The following is a 19,775-nucleotide window of genomic DNA, read 5'->3' as shown; positions in this document are numbered from 1 at the left end:
CAATTAAAGTGAATGTAGGTGGCTACCATTCGAATATTTTCCACTCCGGGATCAGCATGTCCGGTTGGTCCGAACGGATAAAATTGGGACTTGTACCATCGGATCGCACCAGAAAATAGGGCTTGCCGTGCTTGGGGGTAATCTTTACAGCATACAGAAAGCCGTTCTGGCGGTATTCCTGAATGGTTTTGTCCCCGTCGGTGCGGATAGTAACGTCCGGGGCCGCCGAAGGTGGATCCTCTGCTGAAACTGCGAGCAAAGGACAAAGTGCCAACAGGCCGGTCAATATCAGTCGATTTACCTTGCTCATGATAACCTTGTCCCTTTGTCGTCAATGGTCCGCGCATTCTAGCGCCGACCCCGCCGAAAAGGTTGATTCTGCTCATGACCCAAGCGCCGCTCGTCCTGATAGACGGTTCCTCTTACCTCTATCGCGCCTTCCACGCACTGCCACCACTGACCACGTCCAAAGGATTGCCGACGGGTGCCGTCAAGGGCGTGCTCAACATGCTCAAAAGCCTGCGTCGCCAGTACCCGGACAGCCCGTTTGCGGTGGTCTTCGATGCCAAGGGCGGGACTTTCCGCGACGCGCTGTATACCGATTACAAAGCCAATCGGCCCAGCATGCCGGATGACCTGCGCGTGCAGGTCGATCTGCTGCATGCCTGCGTCAAGGGCATGGGCTATCCGCTGCTATGCGTGGAAGGCGTTGAAGCAGACGACGTGATCGGCACCCTGGCGCGCAGCAGCGCAGCGGCGGACCGTCCGGTGATCATCTCCACCGGTGACAAGGACATGGCGCAACTGGTCGACGGACACATCACCCTGGTCAACACCATGACCGGCAGCGTGCTGGACGTGGCTGGCGTGAAAGAGAAGTTCGGCGTCGGTCCGGAGCACATCATCGACTACCTCGCACTGATGGGCGATAAGGTCGACAACATACCTGGCGTCCCCGGCGTCGGCGAAAAGACTGCCGTCGGCTTGCTGGTTGGCGTGGGCGGCGGAATCAAGGAGCTTTACGAACGCCTCGAAACGGTCGCGACCCTGCCTATTCGTGGGGCCAAGACCCTGGCGGCCAAGCTTGAAGAGCATCGTGCGATGGCCTTCCTGTCCTATGAACTGGCAACCATCAAAATCGACGTGCCACTGGACATCGAACTGGACCAGCTGCATTGCGGCGAGCCGGACCGCGACAAATTGATGGAGCTGTACGCCGAGCTGGAATTCAAAAGCTGGATCGAAGACCTGCAACGTGATGCCAAACGCGCCGGGCAGGAGCTGGCCGTCGAAGAGCCAACCGTCGAGGCAAAAGAAGCCGCCTATGACGTCATTCTCGAGCAGAGCCAGTTCGACGCGTGGCTGAAGAAGCTCAACGCCGCGCCGCTGTTCGCCTTTGTGACCCAGAGCAACGGCACCGACGCCCAGCGCGCGCAACTGGTAGGTTTGTCTTTTGCCATTCAAACCCATGAAGCCGCCTACATTCCGCTGACCCACTCCTACATGGGGGTGCCGCAGCAACTGGACCGCGACACAGTACTCAAGGCGCTCAAGCCGCTGCTTGAAGACCCGGATAAAACCAAGGTCGGTCAACACGCCAAGTTCGCTATCAACCTGCTTGCCAACTGCGCGCTCGACGGCGATCAGACCCAAGGCATCGACCTGCAGGGCGTCAGGTTCGACACCATTCTGGAGTCCTACGTTCTGGATTCCACTGCCACCCGCCACGACCGTGACAGCCTGGTGGCCAAGTACCTGACGCACACGCCGATCAACTTCCAGGAGATCGCTGGCAAAGGTGCCAAGCAGCTGACCTTCGACCAGATCGCCATCGAGCAGGCTGGTAATTATGCTGCCGAAGAAGCCGACCTGACCCTGCGCCTGCATGAAGTATTCGAAGCGCGTCTGGCCGCAATTCCAACCTTGCAGCCGGTCTTGAACGACATCGAGATGCCGCTGGTGCCCGTCCTTGCAGGCATCGAACGCCAGGGCGCACTGGTCGATGCCAACCTGCTGGGCATCCAGAGCGTCGAACTGGGCGACAAGATGACCGCGCTGGAGCGCGAAGCCTTTGCTATTGCCGGTGAAGAGTTCAACCTGGGCTCGCCCAAGCAGCTCGGCGTGATTCTCTACGAAAAGCTCGGTATGCCGATCCTCAGCAAGACCGCCACCGGCCAGGCATCGACTGCCGAGGCCGTGCTGGCCGAACTCGCCGAGCAGGACTTCCCGCTGCCCAAGGTACTGATGCAATACCGCTCGATGAGCAAGCTCAAGAGCACTTACACCGACCGCCTGCCGGAGCAGATCAACCCGCGCACCGGACGCATTCACACCTCCTATCACCAGGCAGTGGCGGTGACCGGGCGCTTGTCATCCAGCGATCCGAACCTGCAGAACATCCCGATCCGTACTGCTGAAGGCCGACGCATCCGTCAGGCGTTCGTGGCCCCCAAGGGCTACAAGCTGCTGGCGGCAGACTATTCGCAGATCGAACTGCGCATCATGGCGCATCTGGCACAGGACGAAGGCTTGCTGCATGCCTTCCGCAACGACCTGGACGTTCACCGCGCGACGGCAGCGGAAGTCTTCGGCGTCGAGCTGGAAAACGTCACCACTGACATGCGCCGCAGCGCCAAAGCGATCAACTTCGGCCTGATCTACGGCATGAGCGCGTTTGGCCTGGCCAAGCAGATTGGCGTGGACCGCAAACAGTCACAGGCTTACGTCGACCGCTATTTCGCCCGCTACCCCGGCGTGCTGGATTACATGGAGCGCACACGTGCGCAGGCCGCCGAGCAGGGTTTTGTCGAGACCATTTTCGGCCGTCGCCTGTACCTGCCGGACATCAACGCCAAGAACCAGTCGCTGCGCAAAGGTGCCGAGCGCATGGCGATCAACGCGCCGATGCAGGGCACCGCAGCGGATATCATCAAGAAAGCCATGGTGGCCGTGAATGGCTGGCTGGAAGAGTCCGGTCTGGATGCGCGGGTCATTCTGCAGGTGCATGACGAACTGGTGCTGGAGGTGCGCGAAGACCTGGTCGATCAGATCAGTGAACAGATCCGTCCACACATGAGTGGCGCAGCAGACTTGGCAGTGCCGCTGCTGGTGGAAGTCGGGGTCGGCAACAACTGGGACGAGGCGCACTGAGTCTGAAAAGGCGAACCTGTCAGCAGGTTCGTCAAACCCTGTAGGAAATGTGAACTTTTCTTCATTGCTGGAACTTAACCGTTTGGACAGGAGTCAGACGTCCCGATTGATTGAAAAATCGATCGTGCTCCTAGTTGTGTTAAGTGTTGGCAGTTATCCAGATCCCACCCTAAGATCTGGACCTTAAGCCCCGGAACTTCCCCCTCCCCATGCGAAGTCCGGGGTCTTTTTTGCCTGCGATTTACTCCGCAGGTGCCTTGTCTTCCAGTTCCATCCAGTCGGCCAGCACGGTGTAAGCCTCTTCCAGCCCCATGCGCTTGGGAGCCGAGAACAGCTGGATGCTCACTGCATCGCCCCAGCCTTTGCGAATTTCGGCCTGAACCTTGAGCAGCGTGTTCTTCGCAGCGCCATAGGTCAGCTTGTCGGCCTTGGTCAGCAGAATGTGCATCGGCATGTTGCTGGCGATGGCCCAGTCCAGCATCAACAGATCGAAGTCGGTCATTGGATGACGGATATCCATCATCAGGATCAGACCTTTCAGGCTTTCGCGACTTCCCAGATAGGCTTCCAGGTGGCGCTGCCAGTGCAGTTTGAGCGGGATAGGCACTTTGGCGTAGCCGTAGCCGGGCAAGTCGACCAGACGTCGATCTTCATCCAGCCCGAAGAAGTTCAGCAACTGAGTGCGCCCCGGTGTCTTGGAGGTGCGCGCCAGGCTGGCATGGGTCAGGGTGTTCAGCGCGCTCGATTTGCCCGCATTGGAGCGACCGGCAAAAGCGACTTCAAACCCTTCGTCGTCGGGACATTGGTCGACCTTGGCGGCGCTGAGCATGAACGTGGCCTGTTGGCACAGACCGAGGATGGGGTTTTTGAGTTGCATGTGATTTCCGGTGAAGGCCCTGCCTGCAAAGGGAGCGGCAAGAGGTGTCGGTTTCGTTTGGATGCGTACGCATATAATGACACACCTGCCCCCCGGCCCACACTGGCACTGTATCGGGCCGCTCTGGCTGGCGGCTGGAACATTCAGACATGACCTGCTTCACTCCTTATGCAAAAAGGCCGTCCGTGGTCGCCCATTTTTACAACCTCAGCGTTACACTAACGAACTCAGGCTTTCGCGTTCGGTCGAAACCACCGTCGCTTGAAGGCGATTCAATCTGCTCAGGAGTAAAGCATGCGTAATCTGATCATCAGCGCCGCTCTGGTCGCCGCCAGTCTGTTCGGTATGTCCGCCCAGGCTGCCGAGCCCATCGAGGCCGGCAAACAATATGTCGAGCTGAAAAGCGCTGTGCCTGTAGCAGAGCCGGGCAAAATCGAAGTCGTCGAACTGTTCTGGTATGGCTGCCCGCATTGCTACGCGTTCGAGCCAACCATCAATCCGTGGGTTGAAAAACTGCCGTCCGACGTCAAGTTCGTACGCATCCCGGCCATGTTCGGCGGCCCTTGGGACGCCCACGGCCAGCTGTTCATCACCCTCGACACCATGGGCGTCGAGCACAAGGTTCACGCGGCCGTATTCGAAGCCATCCAGAAAGGCGGCAAGCGTCTGACCGACAAGAATGACATGGCTGACTTCGTCGCCACACAGGGCGTGAACAAGGAAGACTTCCTGAAAACGTTCGACTCTTTCGCAGTCAAGGGCAAGATCGCCCAGTACAAGGAACTGGCCAAGAAGTATGAGGTGACTGGCGTTCCGACCATGATCGTCAACGGCAAGTATCGCTTCGACCTGGGTTCTGCCGGCGGTCCGGAAAAGACCCTGGAAGTTGCCGACCAATTGATTGCCAAAGAGCGAGCGGCTGCTACAGCCGCCAAGTAAGCGCCCGCCATGCGCCGCTGGGGCAAGGGCAGCACCCGTATCGTTGGCCTGCATGACCCGCAGGTCAACGAACATCATCTGACGCAAAACGGCCTGCCGGAAGACGGCAGGCTGCGTTTGCTCAGTTTCAATATCCAGGTGGGTATCAGTACCCAACGCTACCACCACTACCTGACGCGCAGTTGGCAGCATCTGCTGCCACATGGCGGCAGGGCGGGCAACCTGCAGAAAATCGGCGATCTGATCAACGATTTCGATCTGGTGGCGTTGCAGGAAGTCGATGGCGGCAGCATGCGCTCCGGCTTCGTCAATCAGGTCGAGCACCTTGCTCAACTGGGTGGCTTTCCGTACTGGTATCAACAGCTCAATCGCAATCTCGGTCGCCTCGCCCAACACAGCAATGGTGTGCTGAGTCGCTTGCGCCCGACCAAGATCGAGGATCATCCGCTGCCGGGTCCGGCCGGACGCGGGGCAATTCTTGTCCGCTTCGGCGAAGGCGAGGATGCGCTGGTGGTGGTCATGATGCACCTGGCTCTGGGCACTCGTACCAGAACCCGGCAACTGGCTTACATTCGCGACCTGATCGGCGGTTATCGCCATCAGGTGCTGATGGGCGACATGAATACCCACGCCAATGACCTGCTGGAGCACTCGCCGCTACGCGATCTGGGCCTTTTGGCACCGCAAATCGAAGCGACCTTTCCAAGCTGGCGACCACAACGCTGCCTTGACCACATTCTGCTCAGCCCGACCCTCACGCTTGAACGCGTACAGGTACTGGCGCAGCCCATTTCCGATCACCTGCCGGTTGCTGTCGAGATTCGCCTGCCAGACTCACTGCGTGGGGACTCACTGCCTGTGCCCTCCGGTGGAAGCCTTGCATGAGCGACGACGCCGAGCGTTGGAAAGAGAAGTACCTCAAGGGAATCGAGCAACAGGATAAGCTCGAAAAGCGCTGGGATGCGCGGCTCGATTTGTTGCGACGCGGTCTGGTACGCAGCAGTCTGGCGGCGGAGGGCTCTGACCGCGCAGTCGATGAATGCATGAAGGAAATGCGCGAAATTGTCCGCAAGGACGATATGGACGCCGGTCTGGCAGCCTTGATTCCGCGCCTCGAAAAAGCCGTACTGGACTCCGAGCATCGCCGTGAAGTGCGGGTCGGGCAAATTGGCTCGGCCCTGACCGCACTGGTTTCACAACTGCAGGCGCTACCGTTGCCGCGAGAGGTACGCAAGCCACTCAAGCGCTTTGCCAAGGACCTTGAAGAACGTGCATCGCAGGCGCGCGAGCTGCCTTTGCTGCTCAGCGAGTTGAGTGGTTTGCAGGGCCAGGCCCTGACCCTGCTCGAAAAGCACGAAGAGGGCCCACGCCAAGGGCTTCTGCAGCGCTTGTTCGGTTCGCGGGACGAACATGGCAATGAGCACTCTCCCGAGGCTGCCCACCCCGAAAACGCCCCTTCTGCTCAGGAAAAGCATGAGACGCACGCGGAGCCTGAGGCCGAGAACGCTCAAGCGCCGATAGAGGTTGCCGCATCTGAAGTCGAAGCTGCCATTGTCCCCGACATCGCCAACCAGAAGACAAAGGACGCATACACACTGCCGCCGCCGGTTTCCGAAGCCGAAACCGTTGTCGTTACGGCAACTGAAACACCTGTGCCATCGCCAGCCGCAGCAGCCCTTGCTCCAACCTTGGCCGAAACAGTCACCGAACCTGCGGTTGTCCCTGTCGAGCCGATCGATTACACCGACCTGCTGGGCCCCGTTCCTTCAGTGCCCTACCAGCAACGGCCTGCGCCAATCATCCAGGCACTGGAAGAACCGCAAGAAGATGCCGAATCAGAAACCGAGACGGTAGACGGCGAAGAGGGTTATTCGTTGCCCTCGTCGCCAGAACCCAGCTACAGCTCGGTGGCCGCACACATCGAGGAAACGCTGCTGGGCCTGCTCGATGACCTGACCTTGTCGGAGCACTTCCGCCCGCAGGTCGAGGACATGCAGTTACGCTTGAAACATGGGCTCAACTGGTACGAATTGCTGCCGATCCTCGACGATCTGGCAGTTCTGATGCTGGCAATCAACAACGGCGGCCAACAGGAATTCAGCACCTACCTCAAACAACTCAATGAGCGGCTTGAATCGTTTCAGAGCCACTTGCAGGCTGCCAGTGAAGATCATGCCGAGGATCAGTCCACAGCCCGCGACCTGAACGAACAGTTACGCGAACAGGTGGGCGGCCTGCAAATCAGTGTTCAGGACGCCTCCGACCTGACCAGTCTCAAGCAGGTACTCGACAACCGCTTTGAAGGCTTGCTCAGCACCATGGACCACTACCAGCTCAAGCGTGACGCGCGCGAGCGGGAAGTTGCCTCGCGGCTGCAGGGTCTCTCGGCCCGCGTTGCGAGCATGGAGCAGGAAGCGCTGGGTTTCAGGACTCACCTGGAAGAACAGCGCCAAAAGGCCTTGATCGACCCGCTCACCGGCCTGCCCAATCGCGCAGCCTGGGGCGAACGCCTCGAACAGGAGATGACCAGGTGGCAACACGAGAAAAACAGCCTGCTGGTGTGCATTCTGGACCTGGACCACTTCAAGCGCATAAATGACGGCTATGGCCACCTGGCGGGCGATAAAGTGCTGAAGATCGTCGCCAACGTTTTCAGGAAACGCCTGCGCAGCGACGATTTTCTTGCCCGGTTTGGCGGTGAGGAATTTGTCATGCTGCTGCCTGCGACACCTCTCGGCACCGGGCTTACGCTGCTCGACGAACTGCGCGCTGCGGTGGAGTCATGCCCGTTTCACTTCAAGGGCGAGCGCGTGACGATCACCGTATCTATTGGAGTGACGGCTTTTCGAACGGCTGAACGCAGTGACACTGCGATCAAGCGCGCCGATCAGGCGCTGTACAAGGCCAAGGAAAATGGCCGAAACAGGGTCGAACAAGGCTGACTGAAACATTTTGACCTGAACGAGCACGTCAATGCCGAAGCTATTTGCACGCATGTTGTTATGATATTGCATTTCCCGCTGACGCTGCCGATCCCATGAAACTGTATTTCTCTGCCTTTCTGCTGCTCATCCTCACTGCCTGCGCCAGTGGCCCCAGGCTGGACACCAGCCATCCATCGGTGAATTTCGATGGCCGGGTTCAGTACGTGATCATGCATTACACCTCCACTTCGATGGAGAAATCCCTCCAGCTTCTGACCCATGGCGAGGTCAGCAGCCACTATCTGATTGGCGATGACAGCAAGGCCACGATCTACAAGCTGGTCGATGAAAGTGCCCGCGCCTGGCATGCTGGCGAAAGCGAATGGGAAGGTCGTACCTGGCTTAATTCCAGCTCGATCGGCATCGAGATCGTCAACCCCGGCTTCAAGGACACACCGGCAGGCCGGTTGTGGTACCCCTACACCGAAGCACAGATCCAGTCGATCACAGTACTGCTCAAAGACATTGTCAAACGCAACAAAATCGATCCAAAACACATCATCGGCCACAGCGACATAGCGCCGACGCGCAAACAGGACCCTGGCCCGCTGTTCCCCTGGAAGCGCCTTGCTGCCGAAGGGCTCGGCATCTGGCCTGACGAACGTCTCGTTGCCCAGCATCAGGCATTGCTGGCAACCAACCTGCCAAGTATTAGCTGGTTCCAGCAACAACTGGCACGTCTGGGTTACAGCACCCCGCAGACCGGAGAGCTCGACACCGCCACGCGTCAGGTGCTGGCGGCATTCCAGATGCACTACCGCCCCGCGCGCTTCGACGGCGAACCCGATGCACAGAGCGCAGCCATCCTGCAGGTGCTTAACCGCGTCAATTAATCAGGGCACAACCTGATATTTGATGCTCTTATGAAGGGCATACAGGCAGCGCCTTCAAGGCCGTGCCGTCAAAGCGGCAACGCCATATAGAACTGCGTGCCCTGCCCCGGCCTTGAATAGACCCCCATGCGCCCGCCGTGCAGCTGGACGATCTCCTTGCACAGCGCCAGCCCGAGTCCGGCACCGCCTTTTTTGCGACCGACCTGCACGAAGGGTTCGAAGATTCGTCCCTGCTGCCCGTAGGCAATGCCCTCACCGTTGTCTTCAACGCTGATGATCGCCCGCTCGCCATGGCGCCTGGCCTGCAGACGAATCAGACCGTTCTGCGGCGTGTGCCGCAGCGCATTGTCCAGCAGGTTGTCCAGCACCCGCTCCAGCTGGGACTGATCGGCATGCAGGCGCGGCATGGGTTCCTGCATATCCAGCATCAGTACGATGTCCTGCTCAAGGGCCTTGTCCTCAAATCGCGCTCTGGCTTCTTCGAGCAAGGTTTCGATGGAGCACGGTGCCAGTTTGAGTTTCTGCAGACCGTTCTGGTAACGCGAGAAATTCAGCAGGTCATTGATGAGCTGCATAAGGCGCTGCATTTCTTCGGTGACCGTATTGAGCAGGTCGGCCTCACGGGTTTCGGGGGCGAAATGCAGGCGCTCCTGGAGAAGACCGAATGCCATGTGCATACCCGTGACAGGCGTACGCAGCTCATGCGACGCGCGCAGGACGAACTCACTGCGCACCCTCTCGAAAGCACGCTGTTCGGTGACGTCATGCAGCACCATCACCGCGCCGAGGATATGGCCTTTAGTATGACTGACCGGCGTCATGCTGTAGGTCAGCAGGCGCGATTCACCGTCGATTTCGATGGCCAGGTCTTCCGGAGCACGCTCCAGCGTCCCGCCACGCAGTACCAGATGCAATTGCTCATCCAGCTCAGGTCGGCCCAACGCATCTCCAAGGCTCTGCCCGAGGCGACTCTCGTCCCAGCCGAGCTGACGCTGAGCCACAGGGTTCAAGTGCTCCAGATGCCCTTGGCGGTCAATCATCAGCAGGCCATCGTCGATACTGTCGAGAACCGCTTGCAGACGCTGCTGGCCAGCCAGTAACTCATCAATATTGGTCGCCTGATGCTGACGCAGGGCTTCGGCCATGATGCCGAATCGCCGGGTCAACAGGTTCATCTCGGCGGCCGACGAAATGGGCAGCGTGACTTCGTAGTCCCCTTCTCCGATGCGATCGGCAGCCTTGGCCAGCGCCTCGATCGGCGCACCGAAACGCCGGGCGATACCGTGCGCAGTCACAAAGCCGATACACAGCACCGCCAGCCCGACCAGCCCCAGCAAGCCCGCGATCCATAGTGCACGATCACGGGAGTTGATTTCGGCGCTGCTGATGTTCTCCAGCGCCTTGCGATGTACAGCCAGCAAGCCGTTACGCAGGTTGTCGAAGCTGTCACTCAGCTGCGGTACGCCGCGTATGCCTCGCGCATCGTTGCCGTATTGCTTCCAGGTATCGATGAATTGCCGGTAATCGCCCTTGGTCTTTTCGAAACCATTGCGTACGTTTTGCTGGGTATCCTGTACCGAGCCCTCCTCCAGCAGCTCTTCAAACTGACTCTGGATTCTTTCCAGCTCAGCCTGATCGCGCTTGGCACCTGTCATCAATACCAGTTGATCACCCAGGTTCTGGCGCAGCTTCAAGCCCAGATCCAGAATGGCGAAGTTATGCTGGATCAGTGATTCCTGAGTCCGGGCCATTTGCATGACGCTGACGAGCCCCAGCAGCAGTCCGAGCAAAGCAACGGTGATCAGTGCCGAGATACTCAGAAAGAGGCGGGTGCGCAGTTTCATGGCCAGCTTCATTTGAGGCCTTTCACAGGTTGTACTGTTTACGTTTGCGGTAAAGCGTCGACGCATCGATACCCAGCGTCTTGGCAGCCTGATCAAGGGTTTCACTGGTCGCCAGCACGGCTCCGATGTGTGCTTTTTCAAGCTCGTCCAGGCTCAAGGCGGCGCCGACACGCGGCGCATTGTTCGCCGGTTGCTCGGCCATACCCAAGTGGCTGATCTCCACACGCTCCTGCGGACAAATGATGCTGGCACGCTCAATGACGTTGCGCAGCTCACGAATGTTGCCCGGCCAGCGGTAGTTGAGCAGCGCTGCGCGGGCCTCTTCACTGAACCCTCGGGCCGGGCGAGCGTATTCCTTGACGAAGCGCGCCAGAAACCGGTCCGCCAGGGTCAGGATGTCTTCGCTGCGCTCACGCAGGGCCGGCAGGTGCAGAGTGATCACGTTCAGGCGGTACAGCAAATCCTCACGGAAGCGTCCGCTGCGCACCATGTCTTCGAGATTCAGGTTGGTGGCGGCCAGGATACGCACATCGGCACGTCGGGTAACCGGGTCACCCACACGCTCGTATTCCTTGTCCTGAATGAAGCGCAGCAACTTGGGTTGCAGCGTCAGCGGGAAATCGCCGATCTCGTCGAGGAACAGTGTGCCGCCGTCCGCCTGATTCACACGGCCCAGAGTGCTCTCACTGGCGCCGGTGAAGGCCCCGCGACTGTGGCCGAACAGTTCGCTTTCCATCAGTTCTGCGGTGAGCGATGGGCAGTTGATCGTGACGCAGGACTTCTTTGCACGCTTGCTCCAGCCGTGAATAGCCCGAGCCAGCTCGCCTTTACCGGTCCCCGACTCACCCAGAATAAGGATGTTGGCATCGGTCACGGCAACCTGACGGGCAGTTTCCAGAATGGCCATCATTGAAGGACTGTGGGAATCCAGTCCGTCTTTAGGCTTGCGGACCTCGCCTTCCAGTGCCTCAAGACGAGCAGACAGTTGTCGCACTTCAAGCTGTTTGGCGGTCGCAAGACGCAGCTGATCCGGGCTGCACGGCTTTACCAGATAGTCGGCTGCACCCGCCTGAATGGCATCAACAGCCGTATCGACCGCAGAGTGTGCAGTCACTATGACCACACGCATCCACGGCGCCTGAATACGCATCTGCGCCAGTACATCCAGGCCGTTATCTTCACCCAGACGCAAATCGAGAAAGCACAGGTCGAAAACCTGGCGCTGCATGAGCGTGTCAGCCTGGGCTGCGCTGTTGGCAGTGGCGACACTGTAGCCTTCGTCTTCCAGACAGTACCGGAAAGTGCGGAGGATGGCGGACTCATCGTCCACAAGCAGAATACGGCCCTGATTCTCAGTGGCTGCTTCCATTTTTCCTACGCTCCTTAATGAATTGTCTCAGTTAGTCTCGGAATCATCGGGCAAGTTGCATGGTCAATTCTGATTGATTCTTCGGCATGCATGGTAGCTTTCTGAACGCCCAATGGCGAACAGCCTGATTAATCCGCGTTTATGTCGTTAAAGCCGTCCACTCGGAGACGAAATCCCATCTCAAAAGGAACGCTCATATGTTTTCACTGAAAAAGATTGCTCTGATCACCGCCGCCGCTGCGCTGCTTGGCAGCGGCCCGGTACTCGCCCAACCTGATTTGCCCACCCAACTCGCCGAGGCGCGTCAGGAAGGTTCGATCTGGACAGCTTTCGCGCTGAACAAACATCTGAGCCCGTTCAAGATCGATGTAGATGTCGACCAAGGCACTGCGACGCTGAAGGGCAAGGTCGAAAACGAGGTTGATCGTGAGCTGGCCGAACGCGTTGCTCTGGATACCAAAGGCATCGAAAAGGTCGACAACCAGTTGGAGGTAGACCCTGCCGTTGCCAGCGAGCCTGGTACGCGAACCAATATGGCCCAGCGTTTCGAAGATGCCACGCTGGTGGCGACGGTGAAATCCAAATTGCTGTGGAGCAGCGTGACTGAAGCGCTGACCATTGATGTTGATAGCAAAGATGGCGTGATCACCCTCAAAGGCCGCGCGCAAAGCCCCGAAGCCAAGGAGCTGGCGGGCAGCCTGGCAAGCAACACTGACGGCGTGGTCAGCGTCAACAACCTGATCAGCCTGAGCGCAGCCGACTCGATCGCGGCCAAGACCCAGCCCCAGGCATTGACCCCAACCGAGGAAATGAGCGACGCCTGGATCACCAGCAAGGTCAAGGCGAGCCTGATCTACAGCCGGACGCTGGACGGACTCAACATCAAAGTGGACACCAAAGCCGGTGTGGTGAGCCTGAACGGCGTGGTTGCCAACTTTGCAGAGAAGGAACTGGCTGTGGAAATCGCGCGCAACATTCGTGGCGTCAAGGGAGTGAATGGCGACGCTCTGAAGGTCATGGCGCGTAGCGCAGGCTGATCACCCAGGCGCACAACGCTGAACGCTTCGTGCAGAACGCACGATTACAAAGGTGTAATCGTGCAGCTTGCTGGTAGGACGTCTCTGCAAAACTCCGCAGGCCATTGATTTTAAAGGATTTAAATTACACCAACAAACTGGCATGCAGTCTGCAATAACCCATTCAACAAGGTCGATATACAACGACCCATCAGATTGAATGCCCACTCAGGCCAGGGGAGTTTGCAGATGAACAGCCAGCGTATTGCACAATTGCGTATCTCCCCCCTGCACATTCAGCAAGGTCTTTTTCTACTCCTTGCACTGCTTGTCACTCTGATCGCCATTCAGCAGTTCCAGCGTTGGAATCAAGCCAACGAAGCAACTCAAGCCAGACAGCAATTCATCCAGACCAGCAGCATTTCTTACCGCGGCGTAAGCGCCCCAGCGGTCAAGGATGCGTCTTCGAGCCTTCGCCCTGTCGATGGCCTGGTGTCTGTAGATGAAGTCGCACCGCAGCAAAAATGGGTTTTCTGACCCGACCTGAAAAATCGCAGCATTCACATTAAAACGGCACCAAAAAGGAGTATCACCATGTTGAGTTGGGCAATCACGTTTCTGATCATCGCCATTGTCGCTGCAGTACTGGGCTTCGGTGGTATCGCGGGCACGGCTACCGGTATCGCCAAGATCCTGTTCGTCGTCTTCCTGGTGATGTTCGTTGTGTCGTTCTTCTTCGGTCGTCGCGGTCGAGGCTGATAATGCACACGTCATTTCGCACACTGGCCGCCGCCCTGTTGATGGGCGGCAGCGCCATGGTCATGGCAGCCAATGATGGACAGTCTCGGGTCAACGAGCTTTTAAGCTCCGCTCCCGAGTACCGCACAACCTGGGCGAAGGTCGTCAAGAAGGAAGAGCGGTTGCCGGATTGGGTGATTAACCTGTCCGGAGCTTCCGAGCAGCAGATGACAGCGGCCACCGAAGACGGTGACAAGTATCTTGTCGGGCCGCTTTGCGAAACTGCCGATACGTGCAAAAGCAAACGCCTGATCGTGGCTTTCAGCCTCGACAAGGAAGATGCTTACGCCATGTTGGTTGAAGTACCTGCGGGCTTGCCTGCGGATAAATCACCAACTCGTCACGCAACTTACCGCTACCTGGGTAAGCCTGACGAGGGCATGCAAAAGCTCTTGAATGAAGAGCTGCGCAAAGACCCGAACTGGTATTGATTCAGAAGAAGGTATCGGCTTCAGAAGCCGATACCTCTCTTGCTTGTGCGGCCTGAGGAAGGTGCGCGCATGACCAAGGGGCCGGGATGCGTTGATCGAATGGATCGGCGTGACCTAGGGGTACAGGGAGTACCTCCGCCAAGGGCCGGGTCAGGCAAGCTGCCGTGCAAGTCCTCAAGAATGCGTCGACCTGTCGAACATCCTCCATGACCCGCACGGCGCTTTATGACCTTTACGATTCTTTCTAGATAGCATCCCTCGGCAGCATCAGCCCTAAAGGCAGACGCACTCGCGCCTCCAGGCCACCCCCCGAACGATTTCTCAACTCGACGTTGCCGCCGTGCATGGCAGCGATGCGCTTGACGATAGCCAGCCCCAGACCGGTCCCCTTGCCACTGCGTGCGCGATCACCGCGAATGAAAGGATTGAAGATGGTATCAAGCTCGGATGGATCGATACCTGCGCCTCTGTCCAGTACGCTCAACACTACGTACGGCGCATTTCTGTCACCGGATACATAAGCGGCCACTTCGATACCGTTACCGGCATGATGCCTGGCGTTGCCGATAAGGTTGGTCAGCAGGCGCTTCATCGATACGCGCCTCAGCGGGAAGGGCGGGATCGGTTCCAGACACAGACGGATGCTATCTTCATCGTTATTGAAGGGTGCAACCACGTCGCGCACCAGATGCCCCAGATCGACTTCTTCAATCTCTTCGTCACGCCCATCGCGAATGAACGCCAGGAACTGGTCAAGAATGGCATCCATGTCCTCGATATCCCGCACCATGCCTTCGGAGAACTCATTGTCGTTCATCAGCTCCAGAGACAGGCGCAGACGCGTCAGTGGTGTACGCAAGTCATGGGAGACGCCAGCCAGCATCAGTTCGCGCTCCTGCCCAGCCTGCTCGACGTCTTCGGCCATCTGATTGAAGGCCCGATAGACTTCGGTCATCTCACTGGGTGTGTCACTGACCGGCAAGCGTACGCTGCGCCCCTGCCCCAGCTGTCGAGCCGCAAAGACCAGACGCTTGAGCGGCTGATTCAATTGACGCACAAAAATCCAAGCCGACGCTGTGGAGAGCAACCCGATGGCCAGGAACCAGCCCAGCACACTCCAGATTTTCTGGCCGCGTAATGGGTGCGGATAAAGCGGTACTTTCAGCCAGCCATCCCCAAGGCTCGGCGCCCTGACCCAGAGCGCGGGCGGTGCGTGCACACGCAAACGCACTTCCGTATCGGCACCCAGCTCGGCCTGCATCTGCCGCTGGTAGATCTCACTGTACGGCCAGTGCTGCTCACCTTCCGGCACGCCACCGCCCACGACTCGAATCAGACCGGCCGCTTCGGCAATCGCCTCACGATCATTTTCATCGGCTGCCCAATACGCTCGCAGCGTCAGCGCAACGCCGTGGCTGTATTGCCTGTCGACCAGCACGTCTTCGTTCATCAACAGATAAACCAGCGTCAGGGCCTTGGAAAACAGCACGACGATGAGCACCAGCCAGAGCGTGCGAGAGAAAAAGCTTTGCGGAAACCAGAGCGGAGTCTTCATAACTGCAGCCATACACTTTGCAAGGCGAGCGAGGCTCGCAGGTTTGCCGAACGCGGGCCGGACCCGATGGACGAACGCAAAAAACCAGTACGCCGATAACCTTGAAAGAGATTATCGACGTAACTGGCGGGAATGACGGACTTCTGTGCTGACAACCGGCTTATCAGCGATTACCGGCACCATCCGGAACGAATACATAGCCTACGCCCCAGACGGTCTGGATATAGCGGGGCTTGGAAGGATCCGGCTCGATCAGGCGACGCAGACGGGAAATCTGTACGTCGATGGATCGCTCCAGCGCATCCCACTCCCGGCCGCGGGCCAGGTTCATCAGCTTGTCGCGGGTCAGCGGCTCGCGAGCGTGCATGACCAGAGCCTTGAGTACCGCGAATTCACCCGTGGTCAGCATATGCACCACGTCGCCACGCTTGAGTTCGCGGGTTGCCAGGGACAGCTCGTAGTCGCCGAAACTGACCGACTCGTCTTCACTGCCGGGCGCGCCGGGTACAGGCGCAGCCTGACGACGCAGAACAGCCTTGACCCGCGCCATCAACTCGTCCGGGTTGAACGGCTTGGCCAGGTAATCGTCAGCACCCAGTTCGAGCCCCTTGATGCGGCTCAGCTCATCGCCCTTGGCGGTCAGCATGATGATCGGTACCTGATTGTTCGCGGCTCGCAGACGACGGCAGGCTGAAAGGCCGTCCTCTCCGGGCAGCATCAAGTCCAGCACCACAAGGTTGAACACCTCGCGGGCCAATAGTCGGTCCATTTGCTCCACGTTTGCCACGGCGCGGGCCCGGTAGCCCTTGCTGGTGAAAAAACGTTCCAGGAGACTGCTCAGCCCCGGATCGTCATCGACAATAAGGATTTTTTCGCCTTCAGCATTTTGTGCGGTGCTGCTCATCGGATGCTCCTCTGATCTCGGGGCGCATTATGGCGTAGCTGCGGTGATGCGCACCTTGTGCATTGTTAGCAGATTTTACTGGAGGCGGCACTTGTGCAGGCTTTTTCGCCGAAAAAAGACCACATTTGTCGGCCGATCCCCTAATCCGCCTTCGCCGGGTATAATGCGCCGCCTTCAAAGTCAGGCAATGCTGGCCTTGTGGCGGTTCGCCAGCGCTGAAAATAAATGCTGGCGGACGATATTCAGGCAAGGCAATTCGTACATAGCCCAGTTTTTTGCTCACAACTCCAGGTGGTTTTATGGACAGCATCAACAGCCGCATCGCCGAAGAACTCGGCGTACGCCCACAACAGGTCGCAGCGGCCGTAGCACTACTGGATGAAGGCTCGACCGTGCCCTTCATTTCCCGCTACCGCAAGGAAGTGACCGGCAGTCTTGATGACACGCAATTGCGCCATCTGGAAGAACGCCTGCGCTATCTGCGTGAGCTGGATGACCGGCGTGTCAGCATTCTTGCCAGCATTGAAGAGCAAGGCAAGCTGACCCCGGAGCTGGCTCGCGACATCAAGCTGGCCGACACCAAGACCCGCCTTGAAGATTTGTACCTGCCTTATAAGCAGAAACGTCGCACCAAGGGCCAGATCGCCCTTGAAGCCGGTCTGGGCGAGCTGGCCGACGGCCTGTTCAACGACCCGACCCTGACCCCGGACGCCGAAGCAGCCCGTTTTGTCGACGCCGAGAAAGGCGTGGCCGATGTCAAAGCTGCGCTGGAAGGCGCCAAGTACATCCTGATGGAGCGCTTCGCCGAAGACGCATCGTTGCTCGACAAGTTGCGCAGCTTCCTCAAACAGGAAGCAGTAATCAGCGCACGCGTGGTGCCGGGCAAGGAAGAGGAAGGTGCCAAGTTCCGCGATTATTTCGAACACGACGAGCCGCTCAAGAGCATGCCTTCGCACCGCGCACTGGCGATTTTCCGCGGCCGCAACGAAGGTTTTCTCAGCTCCGCACTGAAAGTCGGTGAAGAACTGCCGGGTGCCATGCACCCTTGCGAACTGATGATCGGTGAACGCTTCGGCATCCAGAACCAGAACCGCCCTGCAGACAAATGGCTGGCCGAGGTGGTGCGCTGGACCTGGAAGGTCAAGTTGTACAGCCACCTGGAAACCGACCTGCTGGGCGAGCTGCGCGACGGCGCGGAAACCGAAGCCATCAACGTTTTCGCCCACAACCTGCACGACCTGCTACTCGCCGCCCCGGCTGGTCAACGCGCCACACTGGGCCTGGACCCGGGCCTGCGCACCGGCTGCAAGGTCGCTGTGGTGGACGCAACCGGCAAGCTGCTCGACTACGCGACCGTTTACCCGCATGTGCCGAAGAACCAGTGGGATCAGACCATTGCCGTGCTGGCTGCCCTGTGCGCCAAGCACTCGGTCGACCTGATCGCTATCGGCAACGGCACCGCCAGCCGCGAAACCGACAAGCTGGCCGCCGACCTGATCAAAAAATACCCAGGTCTGAAAATGACCAAGGTCATGGTTTCCGAAGCAGGCGCATCGGTTTATTCCGCGTCGGAACTGGCCGCCAAGGAATTCCCGGACCTCGACGTATCGATCCGTGGCGCAGTCTCCATCGCCCGTCGCTTGCAGGACCCGCTCGCCGAGCTGGTGAAAATCGATCCGAAGTCCATTGGTGTCGGTCAGTATCAGCATGACGTCTCGCAGCTCAAACTGGCGCGCGGCCTGGACGCGGTGGTTGAAGACTGCGTGAATGCTGTGGGCGTGGACGTGAACACCGCTTCGGTAGCATTGCTGGCGCGGATTTCCGGCCTTAACACCACACTGGCGCAGAACATCGTTGCGCATCGCGATGAAAACGGCGCGTTCAAGACGCGTGCAGCGCTGAAGAAAGTCAGTCGTCTGGGCGAAAAGACCTTTGAGCAGGCCGCAGGCTTCCTGCGCGTGATGACCGGTGACAACCCGCTGGACTCTTCTGCCGTTCACCCGGAAGCCTACCCGCTGGTACAGCGTATTGCGGCAGAAACCGACCGCGATATTCGCTCGCTGATTGGCGATGCGAGCTTTCTCAAACGCCTGGACCCGAAGAAATTCACCGACGAGACTTTTGGTCTGCCGACCGTGACCGACATTCTGCAGGAACTCGAAAAACCGGGTCGCGACCCGCGTCCGGAGTTCAAGACGGCAGAGTTTCAGGACGGTGTCGAAGAACTCAAGGACCTGCAACCGGGCATGATTCTCGAAGGCGTGGTCACCAACGTCACCAATTTCGGTGCATTCGTCGATATCGGCGTGCATCAGGACGGTCTGGTACACATCTCGGCACTGTCCGAGAAGTTCATCAAGGACCCGCGTGAAGCGGTCAAGGCCGGCGATGTGGTGAAAGTGAAAGTCATGGAAGTCGACATTCCGCGCAAACGCGTCGGCCTGTCGATGCGCATGAGTGACACGCCTGGCGAGAAGGTCGACGGCGCACGCGGTGCCCGTCCAGGTTCTTCGCCTCGCCAGCAGAACAGCGCCCCGCGCAAGGAAACCCCTGCACCCGCGCCCATCAACAACGCAATGGCTTCGCTGTTTGCCAATGCCAAGCAGTTGAAGAAGCGCTGATGGATATTCCTGAAGATCTGACCCAAAGCGCTTACTTCAAGATGCTCGGCTGCGAACTGCGGCGTCTGGACGAAGGCGTGGCGGAGGTTGCGTTGCCGCTGGAGGCGCATCTGCGCAATCGCGGCAACGTGATGCACGGCGGGGCAATCTTCAGTCTGGTCGATATCGCCATGGGGCTGGCCTGTTCCAGCTCCCATGGTTTCGACCAGCGCAGCGTGACCATCGAGTGCAAGATCAACTACGTGCGTGGCGTCTCCGAAGGCGAAGTCCTGTGCATCGCCAAGGTGCTGCACGCGGGTCGTCGCACGCTGGTGGTCGAGGCTGAAGTCGTTCAGGGCGACAAACTCGTCGCCAAAGCCCAGGGCACATTCGCAGTCATCTAGACTGCGTTAAAGGCTGATGAAAGCAATCACTGTGAACAGAACCTAGCCGTATCGACATCATTTAGGTTAAT

17 protein-coding genes are annotated in these 19,775 nt (G+C 58.7%); 11 read left to right on the top strand and 6 right to left on the bottom strand.

Annotation, left to right across the window (positions count from 1 at the left end):
• Window positions 1-22: 22 nt before the first annotated feature.
• Window positions 23-310 carry a DUF2782 domain-containing protein gene (locus tag AO068_RS09490; RefSeq protein WP_058402755.1) on the bottom strand — a complete coding sequence of 96 codons (288 nt, stop codon included), beginning with the start codon at window positions 308-310 and terminating at the stop codon, window positions 23-25.
• A gap of 74 nt (window positions 311-384) precedes the next feature.
• On the opposite strand from AO068_RS09490, the gene polA reads away from it, so the two are divergent.
• Complete coding sequence (polA, locus tag AO068_RS09485; RefSeq protein WP_058402754.1) at window positions 385-3,150, top strand: DNA polymerase I; 2,766 nt, start codon at window positions 385-387, stop codon at window positions 3,148-3,150.
• A gap of 241 nt (window positions 3,151-3,391) precedes the next feature.
• On the opposite strand, the gene yihA is transcribed toward polA, so the two are convergent.
• A complete protein-coding gene (gene yihA, locus AO068_RS09480) occupies window positions 3,392-4,027 on the bottom strand; it encodes a ribosome biogenesis GTP-binding protein YihA/YsxC (RefSeq protein ID WP_005731658.1) in 636 nt (211 codons plus the stop codon).
• Between the two features lie 294 nt (window positions 4,028-4,321).
• Here yihA and AO068_RS09475 point away from each other — a divergent pair, with 294 nt between their 5' ends.
• From AO068_RS09475 to AO068_RS09460, 4 genes are all read left to right on the top strand, one after another.
• Window positions 4,322-4,966 carry a thiol:disulfide interchange protein DsbA/DsbL gene (locus AO068_RS09475; RefSeq protein WP_058408229.1) on the top strand — a complete coding sequence of 215 codons (645 nt, stop codon included), beginning with the start codon at window positions 4,322-4,324 and terminating at the stop codon, window positions 4,964-4,966.
• A 9-nt stretch (window positions 4,967-4,975) separates the two neighbouring features.
• Window positions 4,976-5,851, top strand: coding sequence for an endonuclease/exonuclease/phosphatase family protein (locus AO068_RS09470; RefSeq protein WP_002555686.1), 876 nt, complete (start codon window positions 4,976-4,978; stop codon window positions 5,849-5,851).
• Window positions 5,848-7,908 (top strand): GGDEF domain-containing protein, encoded by a 2,061-nt coding sequence (locus AO068_RS09465; protein WP_058408228.1) that lies wholly within the window; start codon window positions 5,848-5,850, stop codon window positions 7,906-7,908. Before AO068_RS09470 ends, AO068_RS09465 begins: the two co-directional genes overlap by 4 nt.
• A 95-nt stretch (window positions 7,909-8,003) precedes the next feature.
• Window positions 8,004-8,783 (top strand): N-acetylmuramoyl-L-alanine amidase, encoded by a 780-nt coding sequence (locus tag AO068_RS09460; protein WP_004666542.1) that lies wholly within the window; start codon window positions 8,004-8,006, stop codon window positions 8,781-8,783.
• Between the two features lie 68 nt (window positions 8,784-8,851).
• On the opposite strand, the gene AO068_RS09455 is transcribed toward AO068_RS09460, so the two are convergent.
• Entirely contained in the window at window positions 8,852-10,639 is a 1,788-nt protein-coding gene (locus AO068_RS09455) for a KinB sensor domain-containing domain (RefSeq protein WP_005744815.1), read from the bottom strand.
• Between the two features lie 10 nt (window positions 10,640-10,649).
• Complete coding sequence (gene algB, locus AO068_RS09450) at window positions 10,650-11,996, bottom strand: sigma-54-dependent response regulator transcription factor AlgB (RefSeq protein WP_005744816.1); 1,347 nt, start codon at window positions 11,994-11,996, stop codon at window positions 10,650-10,652.
• Between the two features lie 197 nt (window positions 11,997-12,193).
• Between algB and AO068_RS09445 the strand changes: the two genes are divergently transcribed.
• The 4 genes from AO068_RS09445 to AO068_RS09435 all read left to right on the top strand — a co-directional run bounded on the left by AO068_RS09445 (window position 12,194) and on the right by AO068_RS09435 (window position 14,241).
• Window positions 12,194-13,033, top strand: coding sequence for a BON domain-containing protein (locus AO068_RS09445; RefSeq protein WP_058408227.1), 840 nt, complete (start codon window positions 12,194-12,196; stop codon window positions 13,031-13,033).
• Window positions 13,034-13,261: 228 nt separating this feature from the next.
• Window positions 13,262-13,549: a hypothetical protein gene (locus AO068_RS09440; protein WP_002555680.1), complete on the top strand. Its 288-nt coding sequence runs from the start codon at window positions 13,262-13,264 to the stop codon at window positions 13,547-13,549.
• 57 nt (window positions 13,550-13,606) lie between these two features.
• Window positions 13,607-13,771, top strand: a complete 165-nt coding sequence (locus AO068_RS26150; protein ID WP_002555679.1) for a DUF1328 domain-containing protein — start codon at window positions 13,607-13,609, stop codon at window positions 13,769-13,771.
• A gap of 2 nt (window positions 13,772-13,773) precedes the next feature.
• Window positions 13,774-14,241, top strand: a complete 468-nt coding sequence (locus tag AO068_RS09435) for an inhibitor of vertebrate lysozyme family protein (protein ID WP_044319611.1) — start codon at window positions 13,774-13,776, stop codon at window positions 14,239-14,241.
• Window positions 14,242-14,485: 244 nt separating this feature from the next.
• Here AO068_RS09435 and AO068_RS09430 read toward each other — a convergent pair whose 3' ends face one another.
• Together AO068_RS09430 and ompR are read right to left on the bottom strand one after the other, a co-directional pair.
• Complete coding sequence (locus tag AO068_RS09430; protein ID WP_004655259.1) at window positions 14,486-15,796, bottom strand: ATP-binding protein; 1,311 nt, start codon at window positions 15,794-15,796, stop codon at window positions 14,486-14,488.
• Window positions 15,797-15,959: 163 nt separating this feature from the next.
• A complete protein-coding gene (gene ompR, locus AO068_RS09425; protein ID WP_002555676.1) occupies window positions 15,960-16,700 on the bottom strand; it encodes an osmolarity response regulator transcription factor OmpR in 741 nt (246 codons plus the stop codon).
• A gap of 299 nt (window positions 16,701-16,999) precedes the next feature.
• Between ompR and AO068_RS09420 the strand changes: the two genes are divergently transcribed.
• Window positions 17,000-19,321, top strand: coding sequence for a Tex family protein (locus AO068_RS09420; protein WP_058402748.1), 2,322 nt, complete (start codon window positions 17,000-17,002; stop codon window positions 19,319-19,321).
• Window positions 19,321-19,704, top strand: a complete 384-nt coding sequence (locus tag AO068_RS09415) for a PaaI family thioesterase (protein WP_005731649.1) — start codon at window positions 19,321-19,323, stop codon at window positions 19,702-19,704. Before AO068_RS09420 ends, AO068_RS09415 begins: the two co-directional genes overlap by 1 nt.
• Window positions 19,705-19,775 lie beyond the last annotated feature (71 nt).

The organism is Pseudomonas sp. ICMP 3272, assembly GCF_001466905.1.
Classification (GTDB): domain Bacteria; phylum Pseudomonadota; class Gammaproteobacteria; order Pseudomonadales; family Pseudomonadaceae; genus Aquipseudomonas; species Aquipseudomonas amygdali.
This window is presented reverse-complemented; position numbering and strand designations above follow the sequence as displayed.

Bases quoted from the DNA above. Each gene is read 5' to 3' on its own strand.
- AO068_RS09420 (WP_058402748.1), top strand. From the start codon at position 17,000: ATGGACAGCATCAACAGCCGCATCGCCGAAGAACTCGGCGTACGCCCA.
- AO068_RS09455 (WP_005744815.1), bottom strand. From the start codon at position 10,639: ATGAAGCTGGCCATGAAACTGCGCACCCGCCTCTTTCTGAGTATCTCG.
- AO068_RS09465 (WP_058408228.1), top strand. From the start codon at position 5,848: ATGAGCGACGACGCCGAGCGTTGGAAAGAGAAGTACCTCAAGGGAATC.
- AO068_RS09475 (WP_058408229.1), top strand. From the start codon at position 4,322: ATGCGTAATCTGATCATCAGCGCCGCTCTGGTCGCCGCCAGTCTGTTC.
- AO068_RS09435 (WP_044319611.1), top strand. From the start codon at position 13,774: ATGCACACGTCATTTCGCACACTGGCCGCCGCCCTGTTGATGGGCGGC.
- AO068_RS09430 (WP_004655259.1), bottom strand. From the start codon at position 15,796: ATGAAGACTCCGCTCTGGTTTCCGCAAAGCTTTTTCTCTCGCACGCTC.
- polA (WP_058402754.1), top strand. From the start codon at position 385: ATGACCCAAGCGCCGCTCGTCCTGATAGACGGTTCCTCTTACCTCTAT.
- algB (WP_005744816.1), bottom strand. From the start codon at position 11,996: ATGGAAGCAGCCACTGAGAATCAGGGCCGTATTCTGCTTGTGGACGAT.
- AO068_RS26150 (WP_002555679.1), top strand. From the start codon at position 13,607: ATGTTGAGTTGGGCAATCACGTTTCTGATCATCGCCATTGTCGCTGCA.
- AO068_RS09460 (WP_004666542.1), top strand. From the start codon at position 8,004: ATGAAACTGTATTTCTCTGCCTTTCTGCTGCTCATCCTCACTGCCTGC.
- AO068_RS09415 (WP_005731649.1), top strand. From the start codon at position 19,321: ATGGATATTCCTGAAGATCTGACCCAAAGCGCTTACTTCAAGATGCTC.
- ompR (WP_002555676.1), bottom strand. From the start codon at position 16,700: ATGAGCAGCACCGCACAAAATGCTGAAGGCGAAAAAATCCTTATTGTC.
- AO068_RS09445 (WP_058408227.1), top strand. From the start codon at position 12,194: ATGTTTTCACTGAAAAAGATTGCTCTGATCACCGCCGCCGCTGCGCTG.
- AO068_RS09490 (WP_058402755.1), bottom strand. From the start codon at position 310: ATGAGCAAGGTAAATCGACTGATATTGACCGGCCTGTTGGCACTTTGT.
- AO068_RS09470 (WP_002555686.1), top strand. From the start codon at position 4,976: ATGCGCCGCTGGGGCAAGGGCAGCACCCGTATCGTTGGCCTGCATGAC.
- AO068_RS09440 (WP_002555680.1), top strand. From the start codon at position 13,262: ATGAACAGCCAGCGTATTGCACAATTGCGTATCTCCCCCCTGCACATT.
- yihA (WP_005731658.1), bottom strand. From the start codon at position 4,027: ATGCAACTCAAAAACCCCATCCTCGGTCTGTGCCAACAGGCCACGTTC.